General features: G+C 58.1%; 17 protein-coding genes and 1 pseudogene. 8 read left to right on the top strand and 10 right to left on the bottom strand.

The genetic code is table 11. From position 1 onward, the window contains the following. The 9 genes from potE to kdpF all read right to left on the bottom strand — a co-directional run. Positions 1–1,062: putrescine-ornithine antiporter (gene potE / locus QZ766_RS15435; protein ID WP_297203428.1), on the bottom strand; the 1,062-nt coding region annotated here is incomplete at its 3' end. Beyond that, positions 1,059–3,257 (bottom strand): ornithine decarboxylase SpeF, encoded by a 2,199-nt coding sequence (gene speF, locus QZ766_RS15430; RefSeq protein ID WP_297203426.1) that lies wholly within the window; start codon positions 3,255–3,257, stop codon positions 1,059–1,061. The genes speF and potE, both read right to left, overlap by 4 nt. A gap of 375 nt (positions 3,258–3,632) precedes the next feature. Then, the gene (speFL, locus tag QZ766_RS15425) at positions 3,633–3,737 is read right to left on the bottom strand and encodes a leader peptide SpeFL (protein ID WP_297203424.1); all 105 of its coding nucleotides are present in this window, start codon (positions 3,735–3,737) and stop codon (positions 3,633–3,635) included. Between the two features lie 256 nt (positions 3,738–3,993). Beyond that, positions 3,994–4,671, bottom strand: coding sequence for a two-component system response regulator KdpE (kdpE, locus tag QZ766_RS15420; protein WP_297203422.1), 678 nt, complete (start codon positions 4,669–4,671; stop codon positions 3,994–3,996). Continuing rightward, positions 4,668–7,352, bottom strand: a complete 2,685-nt coding sequence (kdpD, locus tag QZ766_RS15415; RefSeq protein ID WP_297203421.1) for a two-component system sensor histidine kinase KdpD — start codon at positions 7,350–7,352, stop codon at positions 4,668–4,670. Before kdpD ends, kdpE begins: the two co-directional genes overlap by 4 nt. A 9-nt stretch (positions 7,353–7,361) precedes the next feature. Next, on the bottom strand, positions 7,362–7,937 hold the full coding sequence (gene kdpC, locus QZ766_RS15410) for a potassium-transporting ATPase subunit KdpC (protein ID WP_297203432.1): 576 nt from the start codon (positions 7,935–7,937) through the stop codon (positions 7,362–7,364). An 11-nt stretch (positions 7,938–7,948) separates the two neighbouring features. Beyond that, a complete protein-coding gene (gene kdpB / locus QZ766_RS15405) occupies positions 7,949–9,997 on the bottom strand; it encodes a potassium-transporting ATPase subunit KdpB (protein WP_297203419.1) in 2,049 nt (682 codons plus the stop codon). Between the two features lie 12 nt (positions 9,998–10,009). After that, on the bottom strand, positions 10,010–11,689 hold the full coding sequence (kdpA, locus tag QZ766_RS15400) for a potassium-transporting ATPase subunit KdpA (RefSeq protein WP_297203417.1): 1,680 nt from the start codon (positions 11,687–11,689) through the stop codon (positions 10,010–10,012). Further along, positions 11,689–11,778, bottom strand: coding sequence for a K(+)-transporting ATPase subunit F (gene kdpF / locus QZ766_RS15395; protein WP_297203415.1), 90 nt, complete (start codon positions 11,776–11,778; stop codon positions 11,689–11,691). Before kdpF ends, kdpA begins: the two co-directional genes overlap by 1 nt. A 297-nt stretch (positions 11,779–12,075) precedes the next feature. On the opposite strand from kdpF, the gene QZ766_RS15390 reads away from it, so the two are divergent. After that, the gene (locus QZ766_RS15390; RefSeq protein WP_297203413.1) at positions 12,076–12,276 is read left to right on the top strand and encodes a YbfA family protein; all 201 of its coding nucleotides are present in this window, start codon (positions 12,076–12,078) and stop codon (positions 12,274–12,276) included. Between the two features lie 63 nt (positions 12,277–12,339). Here QZ766_RS15390 and QZ766_RS15385 read toward each other — a convergent pair whose 3' ends face one another. Next, positions 12,340–13,824: an aldehyde dehydrogenase gene (locus QZ766_RS15385; RefSeq protein ID WP_297203411.1), complete on the bottom strand. Its 1,485-nt coding sequence runs from the start codon at positions 13,822–13,824 to the stop codon at positions 12,340–12,342. 391 nt (positions 13,825–14,215) lie between these two features. On the opposite strand from QZ766_RS15385, the gene QZ766_RS15380 reads away from it, so the two are divergent. From QZ766_RS15380 to QZ766_RS15350, 7 genes and pseudogenes are all read left to right on the top strand, one after another. Continuing rightward, entirely contained in the window at positions 14,216–15,133 is a 918-nt protein-coding gene (locus QZ766_RS15380; RefSeq protein ID WP_297203409.1) for a LysR substrate-binding domain-containing protein, read from the top strand. Positions 15,134–15,307: 174 nt separating this feature from the next. Continuing rightward, on the top strand, positions 15,308–16,585 hold the full coding sequence (locus QZ766_RS15375; protein WP_297203407.1) for an NAD(P)/FAD-dependent oxidoreductase: 1,278 nt from the start codon (positions 15,308–15,310) through the stop codon (positions 16,583–16,585). Positions 16,586–16,617: 32 nt separating this feature from the next. Continuing rightward, the gene (locus QZ766_RS15370; RefSeq protein WP_297203405.1) at positions 16,618–17,043 is read left to right on the top strand and encodes a RidA family protein; all 426 of its coding nucleotides are present in this window, start codon (positions 16,618–16,620) and stop codon (positions 17,041–17,043) included. Positions 17,044–17,052: 9 nt separating this feature from the next. Further along, positions 17,053–17,727: a DUF1028 domain-containing protein gene (locus QZ766_RS15365; RefSeq protein WP_297203403.1), complete on the top strand. Its 675-nt coding sequence runs from the start codon at positions 17,053–17,055 to the stop codon at positions 17,725–17,727. Continuing rightward, positions 17,720–18,868, top strand: a complete 1,149-nt coding sequence (argE, locus tag QZ766_RS15360) for an acetylornithine deacetylase (RefSeq protein WP_297203401.1) — start codon at positions 17,720–17,722, stop codon at positions 18,866–18,868. The genes QZ766_RS15365 and argE overlap by 8 nt, the downstream gene beginning before the upstream one ends. A gap of 268 nt (positions 18,869–19,136) precedes the next feature. Continuing rightward, positions 19,137–20,530, top strand: a pseudogene (locus QZ766_RS15355) (cytosine permease). A 302-nt stretch (positions 20,531–20,832) separates the two neighbouring features. Further along, positions 20,833–22,215 (top strand): aspartate aminotransferase family protein, encoded by a 1,383-nt coding sequence (locus tag QZ766_RS15350; protein ID WP_297203399.1) that lies wholly within the window; start codon positions 20,833–20,835, stop codon positions 22,213–22,215. The last annotated feature ends 11 nt before the right edge of the window (positions 22,216–22,226 follow it).

The following is a 22,226-nucleotide window of genomic DNA, read 5'->3' as shown; positions in this document are numbered from 1 at the left end:
GGCCAGGTTAACCAGCACGTTGAACTGGCTGTTCAGCGACGGGCTAATGGTCATCAGCGACAGGCCGGTCTGGATAATCACAATCACCAGCATTCCCCGCAGCGGCGCACCGGCGCCGTTAACCCGGGAGAATACCTTCGGGAAATAACCTTCATCCGCCGAGGATTTAAACACCTGGGCGATAGTGAACTGCCAGCCGAGCAGTGAACCGCAGCAGGACATCACCATCAGCGCCATGATCACCTTGCCGACGGCCGGCGTGAACATCTGTGCGAAAGCCAGACCAAACGGCGCCGTGGAGTTCGCCAGATCCATATTCGGCACGATCCCGGCAATAACGTTGGTTGAGATAATGTAGATAACCGCCGCTCCGAGGGTGCCGCCGAGCACGGCGATCGGGACATTCCGTTCCGGGTTTTCCACAACGTCGGCATTGGCGCAGGCGGACTCCAGGCCCAGAAAAGCCCACAGCGTCATGGCGATAGAAGCCCCGACGCCGCTAAAGAACGGCAGGTGGTGCGGGTTCCACGCGGCGACGTACATCGTCGGGCTGAACCAGAACCAGCCAATAACGCACAGCCCCACTACCGGGATAATCACGCCCCAGACGGTGACGCTGCTGAGCTGACCGGTAATGCGCGCGCCGCCAAAGTTAGCCACCGTGCACAGCCACAGCACGCCGATCGTCGCAATACCAATCTGTACCGGCGTCAGCGCAGCGCCGAACAGCTCGGTGCCGTAGCCCACCGCCGAGATAGCAATTGCCACGTTGGCGATCAGCAGCGAAACCCCGTAGGTATAGTTGGCCATGAAATTACCGGATTTGCCAAAGGCATACTCCGCATAGCCGCCCATGCCGCCCGCTTTCTTGCTGAACATTCCGCACTTGGCGAAGGCCCAGGCCAGCGCCATTGAACCCACGGCGGTCACCAGCCAGGAGATGATGGACATGGTACCCACCTCCGCAAGCTTGGTGGGCAGCATAATGATCCCGGAGCCCATCATGTTCACCATCGTCAGGACGGTGAGCTGAACAACCCCCATTTTATTTGATTTGCTCATAGCTGAACCTCTCTGCGCGGGGCGGCTCCGGCGCGCTGCGGCTTAATCACGTTGCACCACACCTGCTTGCGGCCATCCCGTTCTTCGAGATAAACCCCCTGCAGCTCCGGTGCAAAACCCGGAAGCTGGTTGATGCTGTCTTCCAGCGCAGTGAAGTAGCGCAGTACGGCATCACCCCAGATTTCTCCCGGCACGACGCACAGTACGCCCGGCGGGTAGGGCAGCGCGCCTTCCGCCGCGATGCGGCCTTCCGCCTGAGACAGCGGAACCAGATCCACTTCTCCGCGCAGATAGGCATAGTTCGCCTCCTGCGGGTTCATTACGGCGCGCGGGAAGTGCGCTTTGCGGAACATCTCTTTTTGCAGCTGCTTCACATCGTGGCGGGCGTAGATCTGGTGCATCTCCTGGCAAAGCTGGCGCAGGGTATAGCCCGCGTAGCGCTGCGCGTACTGGTGATAAATCGACGGCAGTACCTCTTCCAGCGGCGCGTCGGACTCCAGCAGTTTTTCAAAACGTACCAGCAGCGCGACCAGCTGCTGCAGCTTGGCCATATCCTCGGCCGGCGTCATCAGGAACAGAATGGAGTTGAGATCGCATTTTTCCGGCACCACGCCATTTTCCCGCAGGAAGTTAGCGAGAATGGTGGCCGGCACGCCGAAAGTTTCATATTCGCCAGTGGCAGCATTGATGCCCGGCGTGGTCAGCAGCAGCTTGCAGGGATCGACGAAATACTGGTGCTCGGCGTAGCCCTCAAAACCGTGCCACGATTCGCCGGGAACGAAGTGGAAAAAGCGGCGATCGCTGGCGATAGTCCGGGTTTCCCAGTCCTGCCACGGCTTACCGTCAACCTGCTCGGGTACGAACGGGCGGATGTGGCGGCAGTTGTTGAGAATTAGCTTCCTGGCCTCGATAGTGTTCTCGACGCAGGACATCCACATATTGCGTCCGGCCTGGCCCTCGTGCATTTTGGCGTTGATATCCAGTGCGGCAAACAGCGGATAGAAGGGGCTGGTGGAGGCGTGCATCATAAAGGCGTTATTCAGACGCTTGTGCGGCACATAGCGCGTTTGCCCTTTGATGTGGCTGTCTTTTTTATGGATCTGCGAGGTTTGAGAGAAGCCCGCCTGCTGTTTATGAACCGACTGCGTCACCAGGATCCCCGGATCGTTTTCGTTCAGCTCCAGCAGCAGCGGCGAGCAGTCGGCCATCATCGGGATAAACTGTTCGTAGCCGACCCAGGCCGAGTCAAACAGGATGTAGTCGCACAGGTGGCCAATCTTATCCACCACCTGACGGGCGTTATAAATCGTCCCGTCGTAAGTGCCGAGCTGGATAACCGCCAGGCGGAACGGGCGGGCGTCGGCGGCACGCTGCGGCGCGGCATCAGCAATCAGCTTGCGCAGGTACGGCTCTTCAAAACAGTGGGCGTCAATACCGCCGATAAAGCCGTAGGGGTTACGTGCGGTTTCGAGATACACCGGGGTTGCGCCCGCCATCAGCAGCGCGCCGTGGTGGTTGGACTTATGGTTATTGCGGTCAAACAGCACCAGGTCGCCCGGCGTCAGCAGCGCGTTGAGCACCACCTTGTTGGATGAGGATGTGCCGTTCAGCACAAAGTAGGTTTTATCGGCGTTGAACACTTTTGCCGCGTGCTGCTGGGCGTTGCAGGGCGCCCCTTCGTGGATCAGCAAATCGCCCATCGCCACGTCGGCGTTGCACAGATCCGAGCGGAACAGCGTTTCGCCGAAGTATTCGACAAACTGATTGCCCGCCGGATGGCGGCGGAAGAATTCGCCGCCCTGGTGTCCGGGGCAGTCAAACGCGCTGTTGCCCTGGTTTACGTAGTCCACCAGCGCGCTGAAAAACGGCGGGCGCAGCTGGGTTTCATATTTGTGCGCGGCGGCTTCAAGCTGGCGGCCATAAAAGTCATTGCGGATTTCATCGTGCTCGAAGACGCCCTGAATGCGTGGCAAATAATCCGCCGGTACCGATTCCTCTTTTGCCAGCGCAATAAAGACCGGCAGGTTATAGCCGGTGGCGTCTATTTCGTCGAGCTTGCCACATTCAATATCCTCGACTGACAATACGGCGGCAGCAACGTCAATAAACTGGGTGTGATCGGTAGGCACTAACGTACGCGAAGTGCTAAAGCAGGTTGGGCAGTCGCGGCTAACAGCAATTTTTAATTCAGACATTTTCATCTCTTTAATTCAGGTAATAGCAGGCCTTCAATTTCCTGTCAGGGAAATTGTGCATTCCGGATAAAAGGCAATATGAGGTCACTGATAATAAAATCAGGATATTGCTTTTCAGGTATAATAAATCCATTTAGCCCGGAGACTAATTGATATTGGATTTATTGGGGGCGAGTGCGTGGGCTACAGGTTAAAATCTGTATATATCCAGCATACTTCTTGCAGCACGGGCATTAGCGGCAATCATTCACCACAGTCGCTTACGTCAGTAAGGTCCCGGGGATGAGTTTATGCGCTGCCGGTATGCAGCTCGAATTATGTTGGGTATGAGCTTAAGGAAAGACCTGTACGCTGAGGCACCCGTAGTCAGAGTGACTATCGGGCGTTAAAGAAGTGAAAATCGAAGCTGTTGCGGTGGGAGAACATCATTAAATGGGTTGTTCGCCTGATGTGGGGCATTGTTCGGTTATTATTTTCCATGGTATTCACCTCGATGATTTATTTCTAAATGCGGGCTCATTTTAACGCCGGAGGAATTAATAGTTGTGAGCCAGATCGCTAAAATAGCCTTAAGGATAAATAAGCGCAAGAAATATCAAAAAGGAACGCAATTAATTATATGAATGTATTGTAAATGTTAATTTAATGTTTTTAATTATATTATTAAATAACACCCTTCATTTTCAAATAAAGTTGGTGAATGAGTATTCAAATAAAAACAATAATGAATAACTATTCACAGCATAAAACGATATCCAATTCCCGTTTCGGTTAATAAATGCTGCGGGCGCGCCGGATCCTTTTCCAGTTTCTGCCGCAGGTGCCCCATATATATGCGCAAATAGTGACTGTGTTCGACGGCATTCGGCCCCCAGACCTGGCTCAGAAGCTGGCGCTGGGTGAGGACTTTCCCGTGGTTGTTGAGTAAAACGGCCAGCAGGCGGAATTCAATAGGCGTCAGGTGAATCTCTTCGTCACCGCGGCGGATGCGGCGGCTGGCGATGTCGACCTGTATGCCGGAGAAGCTATACAGCGGCTGATTTTGTTCGCCGCCGCCGTGGCGGCGCAGGGCGACCCGCAGCCGGGCCTGCAGCTCGCCGATACCGAAGGGCTTGCTGAGATAATCATCGGCCCCGGCATCGAGGGCGGTGATTTTGTCCGCTTCTTCGGCCCGGGCAGAAAGAACAATTACCGGCACGGCGCTCCACTGGCGAAAGTCGCGAATAAACTCCACGCCGTCGCCGTCCGGCAGTCCGAGATCGAGAATAACCAGATCCGGCTTGCGGGTTGCCGCTTCCAGCAGGCCGCGCTGCAGGGTTTCTGCCTCATAAACCCGCAGGCCGTCGCCCTCCAGCGCGCTGCGCAGAAAGCGGCGAATAGCCTGTTCATCTTCAACAATCAGTACGTTAATCATGTTTCCTCAACATAATCATCCAGCGCGGGCGGGACTTCCGGCGGCAGAGTGACCGCAAAACAGGCACCGCCTTCCGGCGCATTGCGGGCGTGTAGTTCGCCGCCGTGTACCTCGACAATGGCCTGGCAAATCGCCAGCCCGAGCCCGACGCCCGGGATGGCAGACTCTTTGTGGCCCCGGGCAAATTTAGCAAAGATGGCCTGCTCCTGACCAGCCGGAATGCCGGGGCCGCTGTCCCAGACTTCGAGCTGTAGCCCTCGTTGTTTGCTGACTGCGCGAATGCCGATATCGGCTGCCGGACCGGCGTACTTCACCGCGTTTTCCAGCAGGTTGATAAGCACCCGCTCAAACAGCGCGCCGTCCACGTGGATAAGCGTCAGCGGATCGCCGAGGCTGAGCTGAATGTGGCGGCCGCCCAGTCCCGGCTCCAGCGTGCGAATAGCGCTGCCCACCACTTCCTCCAGCGTCAGCCACTCTTTGCGTAAATTAAAGCCGCCGGACTGGATCCGCGCCATGTCCAGCAGGTTATTCACCAGCCGGGTGGTGTTGAGCACGTGCTGGCGAATTTCATTTGCCTGCGCGGCGCGGGGCGAGCCGTCGGCCGCCAGATCGAGGGTCAGGATCTCGGCCTGGCCGAACAATACCGTCAGCGGGGTGCGTAGATCGTGGGATAGCGCCGCCAGCAGTGCGTTGCGAATGCTCTCACGCTCGCTCGACAGCCGCGCCTGTGCTTCGCTGTCGGTTAGCGCCAGGCGCTCCAGGGCGCTGGCGACCAGCAGGGTGCAGGTCTCCAGCAGCCGCTTCTGTTCGGGCAGCATCAGCTGGCGCAGATCGCCAGGCTCGACGATCAGCACGCCGTGCACCTTTTGCTCTGTTTTAAGCGGCAGGCACAGCCAGGGTACGCCGGGCAGCGTGTCGGTGCCGGCTCCGGCGGGCTGGCCTTTTTCGAAGCTCCAGCGCGCAATGGCGTCGTCCCGGCGGGTGATACCGCCGCCGTCCGTGAGCGGCGCGAGGTGCCCGTCGCCATCCGGCAGCAGTACCAGGCTGCCGGCATTAAAGGTGGAGTGAACAAAGGCTTCGCTGGTGGCCGCTACGTCTTCCCGGCTGCGGCCGCGCGCCAGCGCTTTCGACATTTCGTACAGGTGGCGGGTGCGCTGCTCGCGATAGCGGGCCACGCGCGCTTGATAGCGCACCCCGGCGGTAAGATTGCCAATGGTCAGCCCCACGGTGAGCATCACGCCAAAGGTCAGCAGATACTGTACGTCGGACACCGCAAGGGTGCCGCGCGGGGCGATAAAGAAAATATCGAAGCTGGCGACGTTGATAAAGGTGGCCAGTACAGACGGCCAGCGGCCATACAGCAGGGCGATAACCACCACGCCCAGCAGATAGAGCATCACCAGGTTGGCGGCGTCGAACGCGGTGAGAAACTGGCTGGCGACAAGCGTTATCAGCGCGCACAGCGCCAGCGCCGCCGCGCATCCCCGCAGCTGGGCGCGCCAGCGGTCGTGCCATACCCGACCATCGGCAGCGCGCGCAACCGGCGGCTGATGCTCTTCGAGGGCAATGATCACCAGATCCAGATCCGGCCCGCGCCGCGCCAGCCGATCGGCAAACGACTCCCGCGGCCATCCGCGGCGGCGGCTGCGGCGGCCAATCACGATTTTTCCCAGGTTATGCTCCCGGGCGTAGCGCAGCACTGCGCGATCTTCTTCGGGATCCGCCAGGGTTGCCGTTTCGGCCCCCAGCTCCTGGGCCAGCCGCAGGGCGGCGAAGATACTGCGCCGCTGGTGTTCCGGCAGGCGGTGCAGTTCCGGCGTTTCGACATACACCGCGTGCCAGACGCTGCCAAATTTTGCCGCCAGCCGGGCGGCGGTGCGCACCAGCTTTTCGCTGCCGCCGCTGTGTCCGATACATAGCAGAATGGCATCCCGGGTGTGCCAGACCTTCTCCTCTCCCTGCCGGTCGCGCCAGGCGCGCATCTGGTCGTCCACCCGATCCGCGGTGCGGCGCAGGGCCAGCTCGCGCAGGGCAATCAGATTGCCTTTGCGAAAGAAATGTTCGATGGCGCGCTCGGCCTGCCCGCCGATATACACCTTGCCTTCACGCAGGCGCTGACGCAGATCGTCCGGCGGGAGATCCACCAGCACCACCTCGTCGGCGGCGTCAAAAAAAGGATCGGGCACCGTTTCGCGCACCCGAATGCCGGTCACCCCGCTGACCACATCATTGAGGCTTTCCAGATGCTGGACGTTGACGGTAGTAAAGACATCGATGCCGGCATCGAGCAGCTCCTCGACGTCCTGCCAGCGTTTGGGATGACGGGAGCCGGGCGCGTTGGTGTGCGCCAGTTCGTCCATCAGGATCAGCGCCGGGCGGCGGGCGAGGGCGGCATCCAGATCGAATTCGCTTACCTGGCGCTCCCGGTGGCGCAGGCGCCGCTGCGGCAGGACAGACAGCCCGTCCAGCAGCGCTTCGGTTTCCGCCCGGCCGTGGGTTTCCACCACGCCGATCAGAATATCCAGTCCCTGAGCGCGCAGCCGCTGGGCCTCGCTCAGCATCGCCCATGTTTTCCCGATGCCCGCGCAGGCGCCAAAAAAGATCTTTAGCCTGCCGCGGTGCCAGCGCTCGGCGTGCGCCAGCAGGCGATCGGGATCGGGGCGCTGCGGTTCGTCGGTCATTCTCGGTCCTCAGGGTTGCTTCAGGGCATCCAGCGCAAGGTTAAGGGCAACAATATTCACCACCGGCAGGCCGATAAAGCCGACCGGGGGGCGTTCGGTATGTTCTGTCACCAGCGCCTCCAGCGTTCCGGCGGGAATATTACGGGCTTCCGCGACTCTCGGGATCTGCCAGCGCACCGCCTGCGGGGGCAGGCCGCCGTCCAGGCCGCTCGCCGAAGCGGTGACCAGCGCCAGAGGAACCGCACCGCTGGCCTGCGGGTTTTCTGTATGCAGCTGCGCCACCCGGGCGCGCACTGCATCGTCCAGCGCCGGATTGCTGGCGGCCAGGTTGCTGCCGCCGGAAGCCAGTGGATTATAGGGGCTGTCGGCGGTGGCGGAAGGACGTCCGTGAAAATATTTCGCCGAAGTGAACGACTGGCCAATCAGGCGGGAGCCGCGCAGCTGGCCGTCGGTGATAATAAGCGAGCCGTTCGCCCGATCGTGAAACCACCACTGGCCGAGAGCGGTGGTCAGCAGCGGATAGGCGCCGCCGGTGATACAGGTTAAAAACAGCAAAATCAGCAGGGCAGGGCGCAGTGTCGCCATCATAAACTCCTTTAAACCAGACCGAACAGGGTCAGCAGCAGATCGATAATTTTGATGCCGATAAACGGCACCAGCAGGCCGCCGAGGCCGTAAATCCACAGGTTGCGGCGCAGCATTGCCGCCGCCGACAGCGGCTTGTAGCTCACGCCGCGCAGCGCCAGCGGGATCAGGAAAATAATGATCAGCGCGTTGAAGATCACCGCGCTGAGGATTGCCGATGCCGGCGAGTGCAGGTGCATCACGTTCAGGGCGTTCAGCTGCGGGTAGGTCGCCGCAAACGCGGCCGGAATAATGGCGAAATATTTCGCCACGTCGTTGGCAATGCTGAACGTGGTAAGCGATCCGCGGGTCATCAGCATCTGCTTGCCGATGTGCACCACCTCAATCAGCTTGGTGGGGTTGGAGTCCAGATCCACCATGTTGCCGGCTTCTTTTGCCGCCTGGGTGCCGGAGTTCATCGCCACCGCAACGTCGGCCTGGGCCAGCGCCGGTGCATCGTTGGTGCCGTCGCCGGTCATTGCCACCAGCCGCCCCTCGCTCTGGTACTGGCGGATCAGCGCCAGCTTGGCTTCCGGCGTTGCCTCGGCGAGAAAGTCGTCCACCCCGGCCTCGGCGGCGATAGCGGCGGCCGTCAGCCGGTTATCCCCGGTGATCATCACCGTCTTGATCCCCATCTTGCGCAGCTGGGCGAAGCGCTCCTTAATACCGCCCTTCACAATGTCTTTCAGGGCGATAACCCCGAGCACCTGCGCGCCTTCCACCACTACCAGCGGCGTGCCGCCCTCCCGGGCCACGCTCTCTACCTGCTTATCGACCTGCGACGGGAAGTGGCCGCCGCTGGTTTCCACGTGGCGGCGGATCGCGTCCACTGAGCCTTTGCGGATCATGCGGTTCTGAACGTTGATCCCGCTCATGCGGGTCTGGGCAGTAAAAGGAACAAACGTCGCCTGTAAACCCTGCACGTCGCGCTCCCGCAGGTTAAAACGCTGCTTGGCCAGCACCACGATACTGCGGCCTTCGGGAGTTTCATCCGCCAGCGAGGCCAGCTGGGCGGCATCCGCCAGCGCGCGCTCGTCGATGCCCGGTGCGGGCAAAAATGCTGACGCCTGGCGGTTGCCGAGGGTAATGGTGCCGGTTTTATCCAGCAGCAGTACGTCCACGTCGCCCGCGGCCTCGACGGCGCGGCCGCTGGTGGCAATCACGTTGGCGCCGAGCATGCGGCTCATGCCCGCGACGCCAATGGCGGAGAGCAGCCCGCCGATGGTGGTGGGGATCAGACACACCAGCAGCGCCACCAGCACGGTTACGCTTACCGGCGTACCGCCGTAGGCCGAGAAGGGCCACAGGGTGGCGGTCGCCAGCAGAAAGACCAGCGTCAGGGCAACCAGCAGAATCGTCAGGGCCACCTCGTTAGGGGTTTTGCGCCGCTGGGCGCCTTCCACCATGGCGATCATTCTGTCGAGGAACGTTTCGCCGGGGTTGACGCTGCAGCGGATCACCAGCCAGTCGGACAGAATGCGGGTTCCCCCGGTTACCGAGGCGAAATCGCCGCCGGATTCGCGGATCACCGGCGCGGATTCACCGGTGATGGCGCTTTCATCTACCGATGCACCGCCTTCGATAACCTCGCCGTCGCAGGGAATGATATCGCCAGCCTCAACCAGCACGATGTCGTCCCGGCGCAGCTCCTCGCTGGGCACGTGATCCATTTGGGCATCGCGCTGCGGGGCGCGCAGCCGGCGGGCGAATGCCGTTTTTTTAACGCCTTTCAGGCTGTTGGCCTGCGCCTTGCTGCGTCCTTCCGCCAGCGCCTCGGCAAAATTAGCGAACAGCACGGTAAACCACAGCCACAGGCCGATCGCGGCGGTGAATCCGGCGCTGCCGGACAGGTGGCCCGTCGCCATCGCCGCCGCCAGCAGGGCAGTGAGAATGCTGCCCAGCCAGACAATAAACATGACCGGATTTCGCCACTGCACCATCGGGCTTAGTTTTTTAACGGCGTCCAGCAGGGCCTGGCGCACCAGGCTGGGCTCAAGAAGCCCCGGTTGATTACGACTCATTGTGCGCCGCTCCTACAGCTGAATAAGGTGTTCTGCTACCGGCCCCAGGGCCAACGCAGGAATAAAGGTCAGGGCACCCACCAGAATGACGGTGCCAATCAGCAGGCCGATGAACAGCGCCCCGCAGGTAGGGAGCGTGCCGGGGCTGGCGGGCTGGCTTTTCTTGGCCGCCAGCGAACCGGCGATCGCCATCACCGGCACAATGACGCCGAAGCGGCCAGCGAACATGCAGAATGCCAGCAGACAGTTCCAGAACGGCGAGTTGGCGCTGAGCCCGGCAAAGGCGCTGCCGTTGTTATTGGCCGCCGACGAGACGGCGTACAGCACTTCGCTAAAGCCGTGGATGCCCGGGTTGAAGATTGCCGCCCGACCAGCGTCGGTCATCAGCGCCAGGGCGGTGCCGAGCAGTACCAGCGCCGGGGTGACCAGGATGGCCAGCGCGGTCATTTTCATCTCCCGCACGTCAATTTTTTTGCCGAGATACTCCGGGGTTCGCCCCACCATCAGCCCGGCGATAAATACCGCCAGCAGGACAAACAGCAGCATCCCGTACAGGCCTGAACCCACGCCGCCAAACACCACTTCGCCAATCTGCATCAGCCACATCGGCACCATCCCGCCCAGCGCGGTAAACGAGTCGTGCATCGCGTTAACCGCGCCGCAGGAGGCGGCAGTGGTGACAACCGCAAACAGGCTGCTGGCGAGAATGCCGAAGCGGCTCTCTTTCCCTTCCATATTGGCGGCGCTGTCGGCGCCGAGCGTCAGAAAGTGCGGGTTGCCGCGCAGCTCAGCCCACATCACAACCGCCGCGCAGGCGACGAAGATCAGCGTCATCGCCCACAGCAGCGTATGTCCCTGACGGCGGTCTTTCACCGCGTCGCCAAACGCAAAACAGAGCGCCGCCGGGATCAGGAAGATCGCCAGCATCTGAATGACGTTGGTCAGGGCCGTCGGGTTTTCAAAAGGATGGCTGGAGTTGGCGTTAAAGAACCCGCCGCCGTTGGTGCCGAGCATCTTTATTGCTTCTTGCGAGGCTACCGGTCCCATCGGCAGTACGCCTTTAACGCCCTCCAGCGAAGTGAAGTGCTGATAGGGCAGTATGTTTTGCAGCGCGCCCTGCTGGATCATGACCAGCGCAATAATCAGCGACAGCGGCAGCAGCACCCACAGGGTGATGCGCACGATGTCCACCCAGGCGTTACCGACAGTCTCCGCGCTGCGGCGGCAAAAGCCGCGGATCAGGGCAAAGGCGATGGCGATACCGGTGGCGGCAGAAAGGAAGTTTTGCACCGTCAGACCGACCATCTGGCTGAAATAGCTGAGGGTGCTTTCCCCGGCGTAGGCCTGCCAGTTGGTGTTTGTAACGAAACTTACCGCCGTGTTAAGCGCCAGATCCCACGACAGGCCGGGAAGATCCTGCGGATTAAAAGGCAGGAGATGCTGGCACATCAGGATAGCGAACAGCAGCACGCCGCCCGCCGCGTTGAAAAGTAAAATTGCCAGCAGATACTGGCGCCAGCCCATCTCCTGCTGCGCAACACCCAGCGCGCGCCAAAGCCCGCGCTCGATCCGCGCTGTCCCCGGCAGAGCCTCGCCGGCAATAAGTTTTGCCAGCAGCGTGCCCAGCGGACGCGCGGCGAGCAGCAGCACCAGTAAAAAACTGGCTAGCAGTAAAAATGCCTGAGCCGCCATCAGAAGGCCTCCGCATTGAGCAGGGCGTAAATCAGATAGCCCATTAATAAAAGTACCAGCACGATGCCGGCAATAGCGCCTGCGCCCACGGTTCACCTCCGTTATCTATGAACGGAAGAAACAGTAAAATTTACGCTGCAAAGATGTCGCAAAAAACGCGGGCGGGGATGTAAAAAAAGTATAAAGAGCGCCAAAGCCATTTATTTACTAATGGTTAGTATTAATTTAACTTTTATGTAACTTAGTTACCTAATCCGGCTGAAATAAGCACAAAAAGACGCTAAAAAAGTGGTCGGATGAGTAGTAAAATTACAAACAGAGCGTTACTATTTTAGCCAGACAATATTTACCGGCGTAGATTGCCGGCCTGTAAGAGGGGAGAGACTATGTACAAAGAGTATCCAGCACACGTTGTATTTATGCGCCGCGCTTTCGCCGTGGTCGCCGGTATCCTGGCCCTGCCGGTGATGCTGTTCTGGAAAGACCGCAGTCGTTTTTACAGCTACCTGCATCGCGTATGGTCAAAAACCAGCGATAAACCGGTGTGGATGGATCAGGCAGAAAAAGTGGCCTGCGACTTCTACTAAGCCGCGCTGCAAAAAAGGTAAAAATGCCGACCCCGGGTCGGCATTTTGCTGTCTGGGCTTTAACTAACTGAGCTGAAACCAGGTTGTTTTTAAGGTAGTGAACTTGTCAAAGGCGTGCAGGGATAAATCACGGCCAAAACCAGACTGTCGGTTACCGCCGAAGGGAACCGTAACGTCGAGTGCGTCAACGGTATTTACGGATACCGTTCCCGCGCAGAGCCGCCCGGCCACCCGATGCGCGCGGCGCAGAGAGTCGGTCCACACCGAAACTGCAAGGGCATATATATGGTTATTGACAAGCGCAATGGCCTCGTCCTCGCTGTCGAAGGCGCGTACGGCCAGCACCGGTCCAAATACATCATCTTTCCAGATACTCATTGACTCTGAAACGTTGCCGAGTACTGTAGGCTGCACGTAGTTCGCTACGCCCTCAATGAGGGTATCACGGCCCCCCGCAAGCAGCGTGGCACCTTCGCGCTGAGCCTTTGTGATAAAATCCATCACCTTCTGCTTGTGCGCCGCGCTGACCATCGCGCCCATTCTGGCATGGGGATCGAGCGGGTGCTTCGGCATCCAGTCAGCGAGCTTGCCGATAAGGATATCCATGAAGCGGGGATAGATTTCCCGCTGCACCAGCAGACGAGAGTTAGCGGAGCACACCTCGCCCTGATTAAAGCAGATGCCGAAAGCCGCTTTCTCCGCTGCCCGCTCCAGATCCTGGCAGTCGGCAAAAATGATATTGGCGCTTTTACCTCCGCACTCCAGCCACACCTGTTTGAGATTAGACTGGGCCGAATACTGCATAAACGCTTTTCCCACCGCCGTCGATCCGGTGAAGGTTATGACATCGATATCGTTGTGTAACCCCAGTGCGGCGCCCGCCTCCGTACCCAGCCCGGTAACAACATTAAGTACGCCCGGCGGAATACCCGCCTCCAGCGCCAGCTCGCCCAGCCGCAGCGCCGTAAAAGGCGAGTTCTCCGAGGGCTTCAGGATTGCGCAGTTGCCTGCAGCCAGCGCCGGGCCCAGTTTCCAGGCAGTAATATCCAGCGGGAAATTCCACGGGACCACGGCGGCAACCACGCCCACCGGTGCCCGGGTAATGGTGGCCAGCGAGCCGGGCGCGGTGGGCGCGACGCTATCGTAAAGCTTATCAATGCTCTCGGCGTACCAGCTGAAAACCGCTGCGGCACCGGGAATATCTATGGTTAGCGCATCGTTAACCGGCTTACCCATACTGACACTTTCCAGCAGGGCCAGCTCCTCCCGATGTTCAAGGATCAGCTGAGAGAGGCGGAAAAGTGCCGCTTTGCGCAGGGCCGGCGTTGCCCATACGCCTGATTGGAAAGTATCACGCGCCGAGGCTACCGCGGCGTCAATATCCGCGGACTGGCAGGCGGTGACCTCAGCGAGAACCCGATTGCTGGCTGGATCCACCACCGGCACCGTTTTTCCGCTGCGGGTTACCCACGGTTGGCCTGCAATGATGGCGTGACGGATAAAGCGCTGTTCCTGCAGTTTCTTTTCCCAGAACGGTCTGTCGTGCATCGCGATTTCCTTCTTGTTCGGCGTGGTATTTTCCGGTGAAGCGGCAAAATGTTGTTGGTTTGTTAACTCAGAACAGAGTGCCGCAGTTGGCTGCCGGGAGAAACGATGAAAAAGAGAGGAACGACCAATAAAAAATGAGGGCAGAGCGCGACTCCCGTGAGCTAAGGCGTGAAGAGCGGAATAAGTATTCATTATTTGTGTTCTTAACAGTGCAAAAAGTATTGTCTGTTAAGCACCTTGTTCAATTGCAGATGTACTTTTGGAAAATGTTGAATTTACATTTTTTTAACGTTTCCGCTCGCAAAGCGGTGATGACTCGCTTGCGGGTGCCCGGTGCTCAGGCTAAATGTGTTCAGGTGCTTTGCAGTCATAATAAAAAATAAGGTTATCTATGCCCCACTTCACGCTGAAACAGCTCAAATATTTCATCGCCGTTGTTGAATGTCAGAGCATTGCCGAGGCCAGTCGCCAGCAGCATATTGCCCAGCCTTCAATTTCTATCGCCATTAAAACCCTTGAGGAGATGTTCGATCAGCAGTTCTTCATTCGCCACCACGCGCAGGGGGTTTCTATTACGCCCAGCGGGCAACGCTTCTATGAGAAAGCTAAAACGCTGCTCCAGCTGGCCTGGCAGTTCGAACAAAATTCCCGCGCTGACAACGATATGGTGTCCGGTACCGTATCGGTGGGCTGCTTTGAAACTGCCGCGCCGCTGTACATGCCGCGCCTGATCGCCGGATTTAAAAAAATCTACCCGGACATTACTCTCCACGTACACGACGGCGAGCAGCATGAGATTTCCCACGGACTTCAGCGCGGGCGCTTTGATCTCGCGTTTCTCTACGATCTGGATCTCGATGGCACCATCAGCAAGGAGCATCTTAATGCCCCGGAAAAACCCTACGCGCTGCTGCCTGCCGGGCATCCACTCGCCAGCCGCAGCCGGGTTACTTTGGCAGAGCTGAGCACTGAGCCGATGATTCTGCTCGATGTGGTGCCCAGCAAACATTATTTCATCAACATCTTCCGCGAAAAGGGCTATTCGCCGGCGATAGCCTACAGCTCGCCGTCCATTGAAATGGTGCGCTGTATGGTTGGCCAGGGGCTGGGATTTTCGCTCCTGGTAACCCGGCCGATAATACCGGTGACTTACGATGGGCAGTCGGTGAAGTGCGTTGAGATTATGGATGAAATGAAGTCGTCCCAGCTGGCAATGGCATATCTGTGCAACAGCGAGCCGACCCGGCCTACGCGGTTGTTTATGGATTATTGCCGCAGTGTCGATTTGGGCTTGCCGCCGATGACATAACCCACAGCAGCAGGACTGCCTTCACGCCGTTGGCAGGTTTGCTTGCCCGAGCCTCATAAATTTATTCTTAATCCCCATTTTTATAATAATTTATCTTTTTTAACGGTTGCATAACATTATCCCCGGTGAGGTGGTTGGTGACACCTGAGTAACTGCCAGTCGAAGGATATAAAAATGACCGTTGAAAAAACCGTAATTGATACCCTCGTTGTAGGCGCCGGACAGGCGGGTGTCGCCATGAGCGAACATTTGACCAAAAACAGTATCCCGCACCTTGTGCTGGAAAAGCACCGCATTGCGCAGGCCTGGCGCACCGGGCGCTGGGACTCGCTGGTGGCCAACGGCCCTGCCTGGCACGACCGTTTCCCGGGGATGGTATTTGAGGGCGCCGCGCCGGACAGCTTTGTCGGCAAAGACGCGGTAGCAGATTACTTTGAAGCCTATGCCCGCAAATTTGAAGCGCCGGTGCGCACCGGGGTTGAGGTGACGCGGGTCGTGCGCAATCAGGGACGCCCTGGTTTCACTGTTGAAACCTCCGAAGGTGTGATAGAGGCCCAGCGAATTGTCGCCGCAACCGGCCCCTTTCAGACGCCGGTCATCCCCTCCATCGCGCCGAAGGACGACGCGCTGTATCAGATCCATTCTGCCCATTACTTCAATCCGCAGCAGCTGCCGGAAGGGGCGGTGCTGGTGGTAGGTGCGGGATCGTCCGGCGTGCAGATTGCCGATGAACTTAACCGCGCCGGGAAAAAAGTGTATTTGTCGGTGGGGCCGCACGATCGACCACCGCGCGCCTATCGCGGACGCGATTTTTGCTGGTGGCTTGGCGTGCTGGGACTGTGGGATGCCTCCGCCAGCGCGCCGGGTAAAGAGCACGTCACTATTGCCGTCAGCGGGGCGCGAGGTGGTCATACCGTTGATTTTCGCCAGCTGGCGCATCAGGGGATCCACCTCGTGGGCGTAACTGAGGCCTTCGACGAAAGCGGACAGGTGACGTTTGCCGCCAACCTTGCGGACAATATCCGCCGCGGCGACGAAAACTATCTTTCGCTGCTGGATGCTGCGGATGCTTATATCGCCCGCAACGGCCTCGATTTTCCCACCGAGGAGCAGGCGCGGCACTTCTTACCCGATCCCGAGTGTATGACCGCACCGCTGTCATCCCTTAATCTCCACGAGGCGGGCATCAGCACCATTATCTGGGCTACAGGCTACGCCGTTGATTATCGCTGGCTGGATGTTCAGGCATTTGATGCCAGCGGCAGGCCACAGCACCAGCGCGGCGTTTCCAGCGAGTCGGGGATCTACTTTTTGGGCTTACCGTGGCTTTCGCGCCGGGGCTCGACCTTTATTTGGGGCGTCTGGCATGACGCAAAACATATTGCCGATCATATTGCCACCCAGCGCAAGTACAGCGCTTATCTGCCGCCGGCGGATAAGCAGGATCGTTAAACGCTCACGCTAACTTTAATCAGGATCTAAAGATGCCAACACACACCCGTATTCGCATGTTTAATACCAAAGAGACCTATCCGAACCAGACGCTGGATAACGATCTCTGCCAGGCGGTACGCGCGGGGAATACCGTGTACGTCCGTGGTCAGGTAGGCACTGATTTTGAGGGCAATCTGGTCGGACTCGGCGACCCGCAGGCGCAGGCAGAGCAGGCAATGAAAAACGTTAAGCAGCTGCTGGAAGAGGCGGGAAGCGACCTCTCCCACATTGTTAAAACGACCACCTACATTATCGATCCGCGCTATCGCGAGCCGGTCTATCGGGAAGTGGGCAAGTGGCTCAAGGGCGTGTTTCCCATCTCCACCGGGCTGGTTGTCTCCGCGCTGGCACAGCCGCAGTGGCTGACGGAGATTGACATTATCGCCGTCATTCCCGACGGCTGGACCACGCAATAAGGAGCGGGGATGACATTTTCTGTAACGGCGCGATGCGCCAGAACCGGACAGCTTGGGATTGCGATTAGCTCCTCAAGTATTGCGGTAGGTGCACGCTGCCCGTGGGTAGCGGCGATGACAGGTGCCGTCTCCAGCCAGAATATTACGCTGCCGCTGCTGGGGATCCGCACGCTGGCGCATCTGGAAGAGGGCAGCGGCGTGCAGAGCGCGCTGGCGCAGGCGCTGGCAGAGGATGCGTTTAGCGCCTGGCGGCAGGTGGTTGCCATTGATGCCGCGGGTAATATTGCTGCCTTTAGCGGCGAGAAAACGCTGGGAACACATCATATTGTTCGCGGAAATGACTGCGTGGCAGCCGGCAATATGCTGGCAAACCCTGGCGTGATAGACGCAATGGTCGCGACCTTTGAGGCGTGCCCTGGCGATCTAGCCGATCGTCTTATGGCGGCCCTGCAGGCCGGACTGGCGAAAGGCGGTGAGGCAGGGCCTGTCCACTCCGCGGCGCTGAAGGTGGCGGGTGAACAGCCCTGGCTGCTGGTGGATCTTCGCGTTGACTGGCGCGATGAGGATCCAATTGGCGAGCTGGCGCGGCTGTGGCAGGCGTACAGGCCGCAGATGCAGGACTACCTGACCAGGGCGCAGGATCCACGCCAGGCCCCGGGTTACGGCGTACCCGGCGATGAATAGTGCTCTGGAGAGTCTGCTTGCCCGGCTGCTGGCTTTCGACACCACCAGCCGGGAGTCAAATTTGGCGATGATCGACTTTATTGACGACGTTCTCTCGTCGAAGGGCATAATCACCCGGCGCTTTTACGATGAGCAGGGTAAAAAGGCAAATCTGCTGGCCCGCATTGGCCCTGATGAAGATGGCGGCGTAATGCTCTCCGGGCACACTGATGTCGTACCGGTAGACGGTCAATCCTGGACGGTACCGCCGTTTAGCGCCACCCGACGTGATGGCCGGATTTACGGCCGCGGTAGCGCGGATATGAAGGGATTTATTGGCTGCGTGCTGGCAGCGCTGCCGGATTTTCTTTCAGGTTCGCTGCGCATGCCGCTGTGGCTGGCTTTTTCTTACGATGAGGAGGTTGGATGCTTGGGCGTGCGTAGCCTGGTGGAGCACCTTCGGGCATCGGCACACAAGCCTGCCATGTGCATTGTCGGCGAACCCACCGAAATGCGCCCGGTTTACGGGCACAAAGGGAAGCTGGCGATGCGCTGCTGCGTAGAGGGGCTGGCCTGCCACTCGGCCTATGCACCCCTGGGCGTCAATGCGATTGAATACGCGGCGAAGGTGATTAACCGGATTACTGTACTGGGCGAGGAACTGTCCGCCAGCCGGGATGCGCGTTTTTCGCCGCCCTTCAGCACTATCCAGGTCGGGGTTATTCAGGGCGGCAGCGCGCTGAATATTGTGCCCCAGTCCTGCCAGTTTGATTTTGAAATTCGTCACTTACCGGGACACGACACCGGACGGACTATTAATGCACTGGAGCGGTATGCCTTCGGTGAACTGCGCAGCAACATGCGTAACGTCGCACCGGACAGCGATATTAGTTTTCAGGTACTGAGCCGCTATCCTGGACTGCTGACCGATCCTCAGTCGGACTTTGCCCGCTGGCTAATGCAGTGGTCCGGCAGCGATGACTTCTCAACGGTTGCGTTCGGTACCGAAGGCGGGCTTTTTGATGAGGTGGGGATCGCCACGCTGGTATGCGGGCCGGGCAGCATGGAGCAGGGGCACAAGCCCGATGAGTTTGTCAGCGAGGAGCAGCTAAACCAGTGTATGGCAATGCTGGAAAACCTTCGCCAGTGGATGCAGGATTAATATCTGCATTTTATTCGTGACAAATCTTTTATAAATTTTTATTTATCAATCCGCGATGGGAATTGATGGTTCATGTGGCAGTGTTAAATATGGTTGTTAAACGTAGAAAATAAATGCGCATGGTCGTCATGAGCATCTTGAATGAGATAATAAATAAGAGTTATCTATCAGCGTGAAATACGCCGAAAATAAACAGGGAATGGTCCCCCGCATTTGTGCGCAAGGAATGATAACGTTTTTCCCGAACACTTTGTGAGTGAGATTAACGATGAAAATTTCGCAAAATAGCAGCGCCGAAAATCTTGAACTGAGTACCATTCAGCCTATTCCGCGTGATAAGCGTCACGGCAGGCCGCGGGATCTGTTTACCATCTGGTTTGGATCAAACATCATGCTGCTGACCATCATCACCGGCGCGATGGCGGTACAAATTTTTCACCTCTCCTTTCTCTGGGCGCTGGCGGGACTGCTTATTGGCAGCCTGATCGGCGGCGTGTTTATGGCGCTACATTCAGCCCAGGGACCAAAGCTTGGCGTACCGCAGATGGTACAAACCAAAGGCCAGTTCGGTTCTTACGGCTCAGTGCTGGTGGTGTCTATTGTTGTACTGATGTACATCGGCTTTACAGCATCAAGCCTGGTGCTGGGCGGGCAGTCTATTCATCAAATTTACTCCCCAGTTTCACCCGATATCGGGATCGCGATTGTTGCGGCCTTAAGCCTGTGGGCAACGATATTTGGCTACCGCATTATTCATACCTACGCGCGGACAATGTCGTGGATTTCAGGCACGGTGCTGTTCGCGGCCTTTGTTTGGATCTTCTGGGTGCACGGCCTGCCGGATGACTTTTTCAGCCGCAACGGGTTTAACGCCGCGGGTTTTCTGGGCGCGGTTTCTATTGCCGCGCTCTGGCAACTGGCCTATGCACCCTATGTTTCTGATTATTCGCGTTATATGCCTTACAACACCAATGATAAAAGCGTTTTTTACGCCAGCTATTTTGGCTGTATTCTCGGCTCATTCCTGCCGATGGTGCTGGGGATCGTCATTGTCTGCGCCGCGCCGGGCGGCGATGTATTACAGGGTATTGTGGCACTGACGGGGCCGATTGCGCCGGTAGTTATCATCGTCTTTGCGCTGGGGATAGCCGCAACGAATTCGATGATGCTCTATTGTGGCGTGCTCTGCACGCTGACGCTCGGACAGACGTTTATTGCCGGCTGGTATCCGCTGGCCCGGGCCCGCATCATTACCGCCATCGTTACCCTTGGGATTGAAATGGCGATTGCAGTGTACGGCCAGGATAATTTCCTGGTGAACTACACCAATTTCATTACCATCTTGCTGTACGTACTGGTGCCCTGGACGGCAATCAATCTGGTGGATTACTACCTGGTGGCGCACGGTGAGTATGATGTCGCCGCGACGGTGGCGTGTACGGATACTTCAACGCCTGTGCCATCTTTTGTTATCTGCTAGGCATCGCCGTGGAGATCCCGTTCATGTCGACCTCGCTCTATACCGGGCCAGCTGCCATGGCGCTCGGTGGCGCAGATATCTCCTGGCTCGTAGGGCTGGTTGTAGTTTCGCCAGTCTATTACTGGATGTCGAGGCGTGCAAAAGTCCGCTTCCCCGCCGCGGGGTATGCAGCGGAAGAGTAGAGTTATTCTTTTAATTTTCTTTATTTAAGTAAAGCGTGTGAGGTAAATCAGAAATGAGTATTTGCAATTAATGATTTCTTTGTACCTGTTACTTGATTTTTTTAACGCAAGAAAAATGATATGCATAAGCAATAAAAAATAATGTTTAATTAATGGCGGGTTTACGATAGTAGTATTGCTCTAAATATCGCTGAATTAATACTTACGTCGACATGGTTTTATCACCAGGCAATGGAAATGACGCTGATAAATAATGTGTGCGGCGCTCATCAATACGATTAAATTCTGTTTGGAGAGAGTTAATGGAAAATAAAATGACGTCCCGGCGCTCCACCCCCGATTATCAGCGTGCCGATGCCAGCCACCACATTCACGCTTTTCTCGATCAGAAAGCGCTGAACGCCGAAGGCGCCCGGGTTATGGTTAAGGGCGATCGCCTTAATCTGTGGGATAACGACGGCAAGCGCTATCTGGACGGCATGTCTGGTCTGTGGTGTACCCAGCTGGGCTATGGACGCCAGGATCTGGCGGATGCGGCGGCGGCGCAGTTTGCCCAGTTGCCTTACTACAATATGTTTTTTCATACCACACACCCGGCGGTTATCGAGCTTTCCGAACTGCTTTTTACTCTGCTACCAAAACACTACAGCCATGTGATTTATACCAACTCTGGCTCTGAAGCTAACGAGGCGCTGATCCGCACTGTCCGTCGTTACTGGCAGGTGGCGGGAAAGCCGGATAAAAAGATCATGATTGGCCGCTGGAATGGCTATCACGGTTCAACGCTGGCCGCTGCCGCGCTGGGCGGAATGAAGCCGATGCACGAGATGGGCGGCATGATCCCGGATGTGGCGCATATTGACGAACCCTACTGGTATGCGAAGGGCGGGGATATGACGCCGGAGGCATTCGGCCTCAGCTGTGCCCGCCAGCTGGAGGACAAGATCCTAGCCCTGGGGGCGGAGAACGTGGCCGGCTTTATTGCCGAACCGTTCCAGGGCGCAGGCGGCATGATTTTTCCACCGGAGAGCTACTGGCCCGAAATTCAGCGCATCTGTCGAAAATACGATGTGCTGCTGTGCGCCGATGAGGTTATTGGCGGTTTTGGCCGCACCGGTGAATGGTTTGCACACGAGTACTTTGGCTTTGAGCCGGACACGATCTCCATCGCCAAAGGCCTGACTTCCGGCTATGTGCCAATGGGCGGCGTCGTGCTCAGCAAGCGTATCGCCGATACTCTGGTGAACGAGGGCGGCGTTTTCGCCCACGGGCTTACCTATTCCGGCCACCCGGTGGCCGCCGCGGTGGCCATTGCCAACCTTAAGGCGCTGCGTGACGAAAATATCGTCAGTAACGTGCGGGATGACAGCGGTCCGTATCTGCAAAAAGCGCTGCATGAAGTCTTCAACAAGCACCCGCTGATAGGTGAAATACAGGGTTCCGGACTGGTCGCGGCGCTGCAGTTTACTGAAGATAAAGCGACGCGCAGGCGCTATGCCAATGAGAACGATTTGGCCTGGCGTTGCCGCACCATCGGGTTTGAAGAGGGCGTGATTATTCGCTCGACCCTTGGCCGGATGATCATGGCCCCGGCGCTGGTTGCAACCCATGCAGAACTGGATGAACTGGTGGAGAAGACACGCCGCGCGGTTGACCGTACCGCACGGGAGATCGGCCTGCTGTAATACTCTCCGGC

Source organism: uncultured Pluralibacter sp. (assembly GCF_913775985.1).
GTDB lineage: Bacteria > Pseudomonadota > Gammaproteobacteria > Enterobacterales > Enterobacteriaceae > Pluralibacter.
This window is presented reverse-complemented; position numbering and strand designations above follow the sequence as displayed.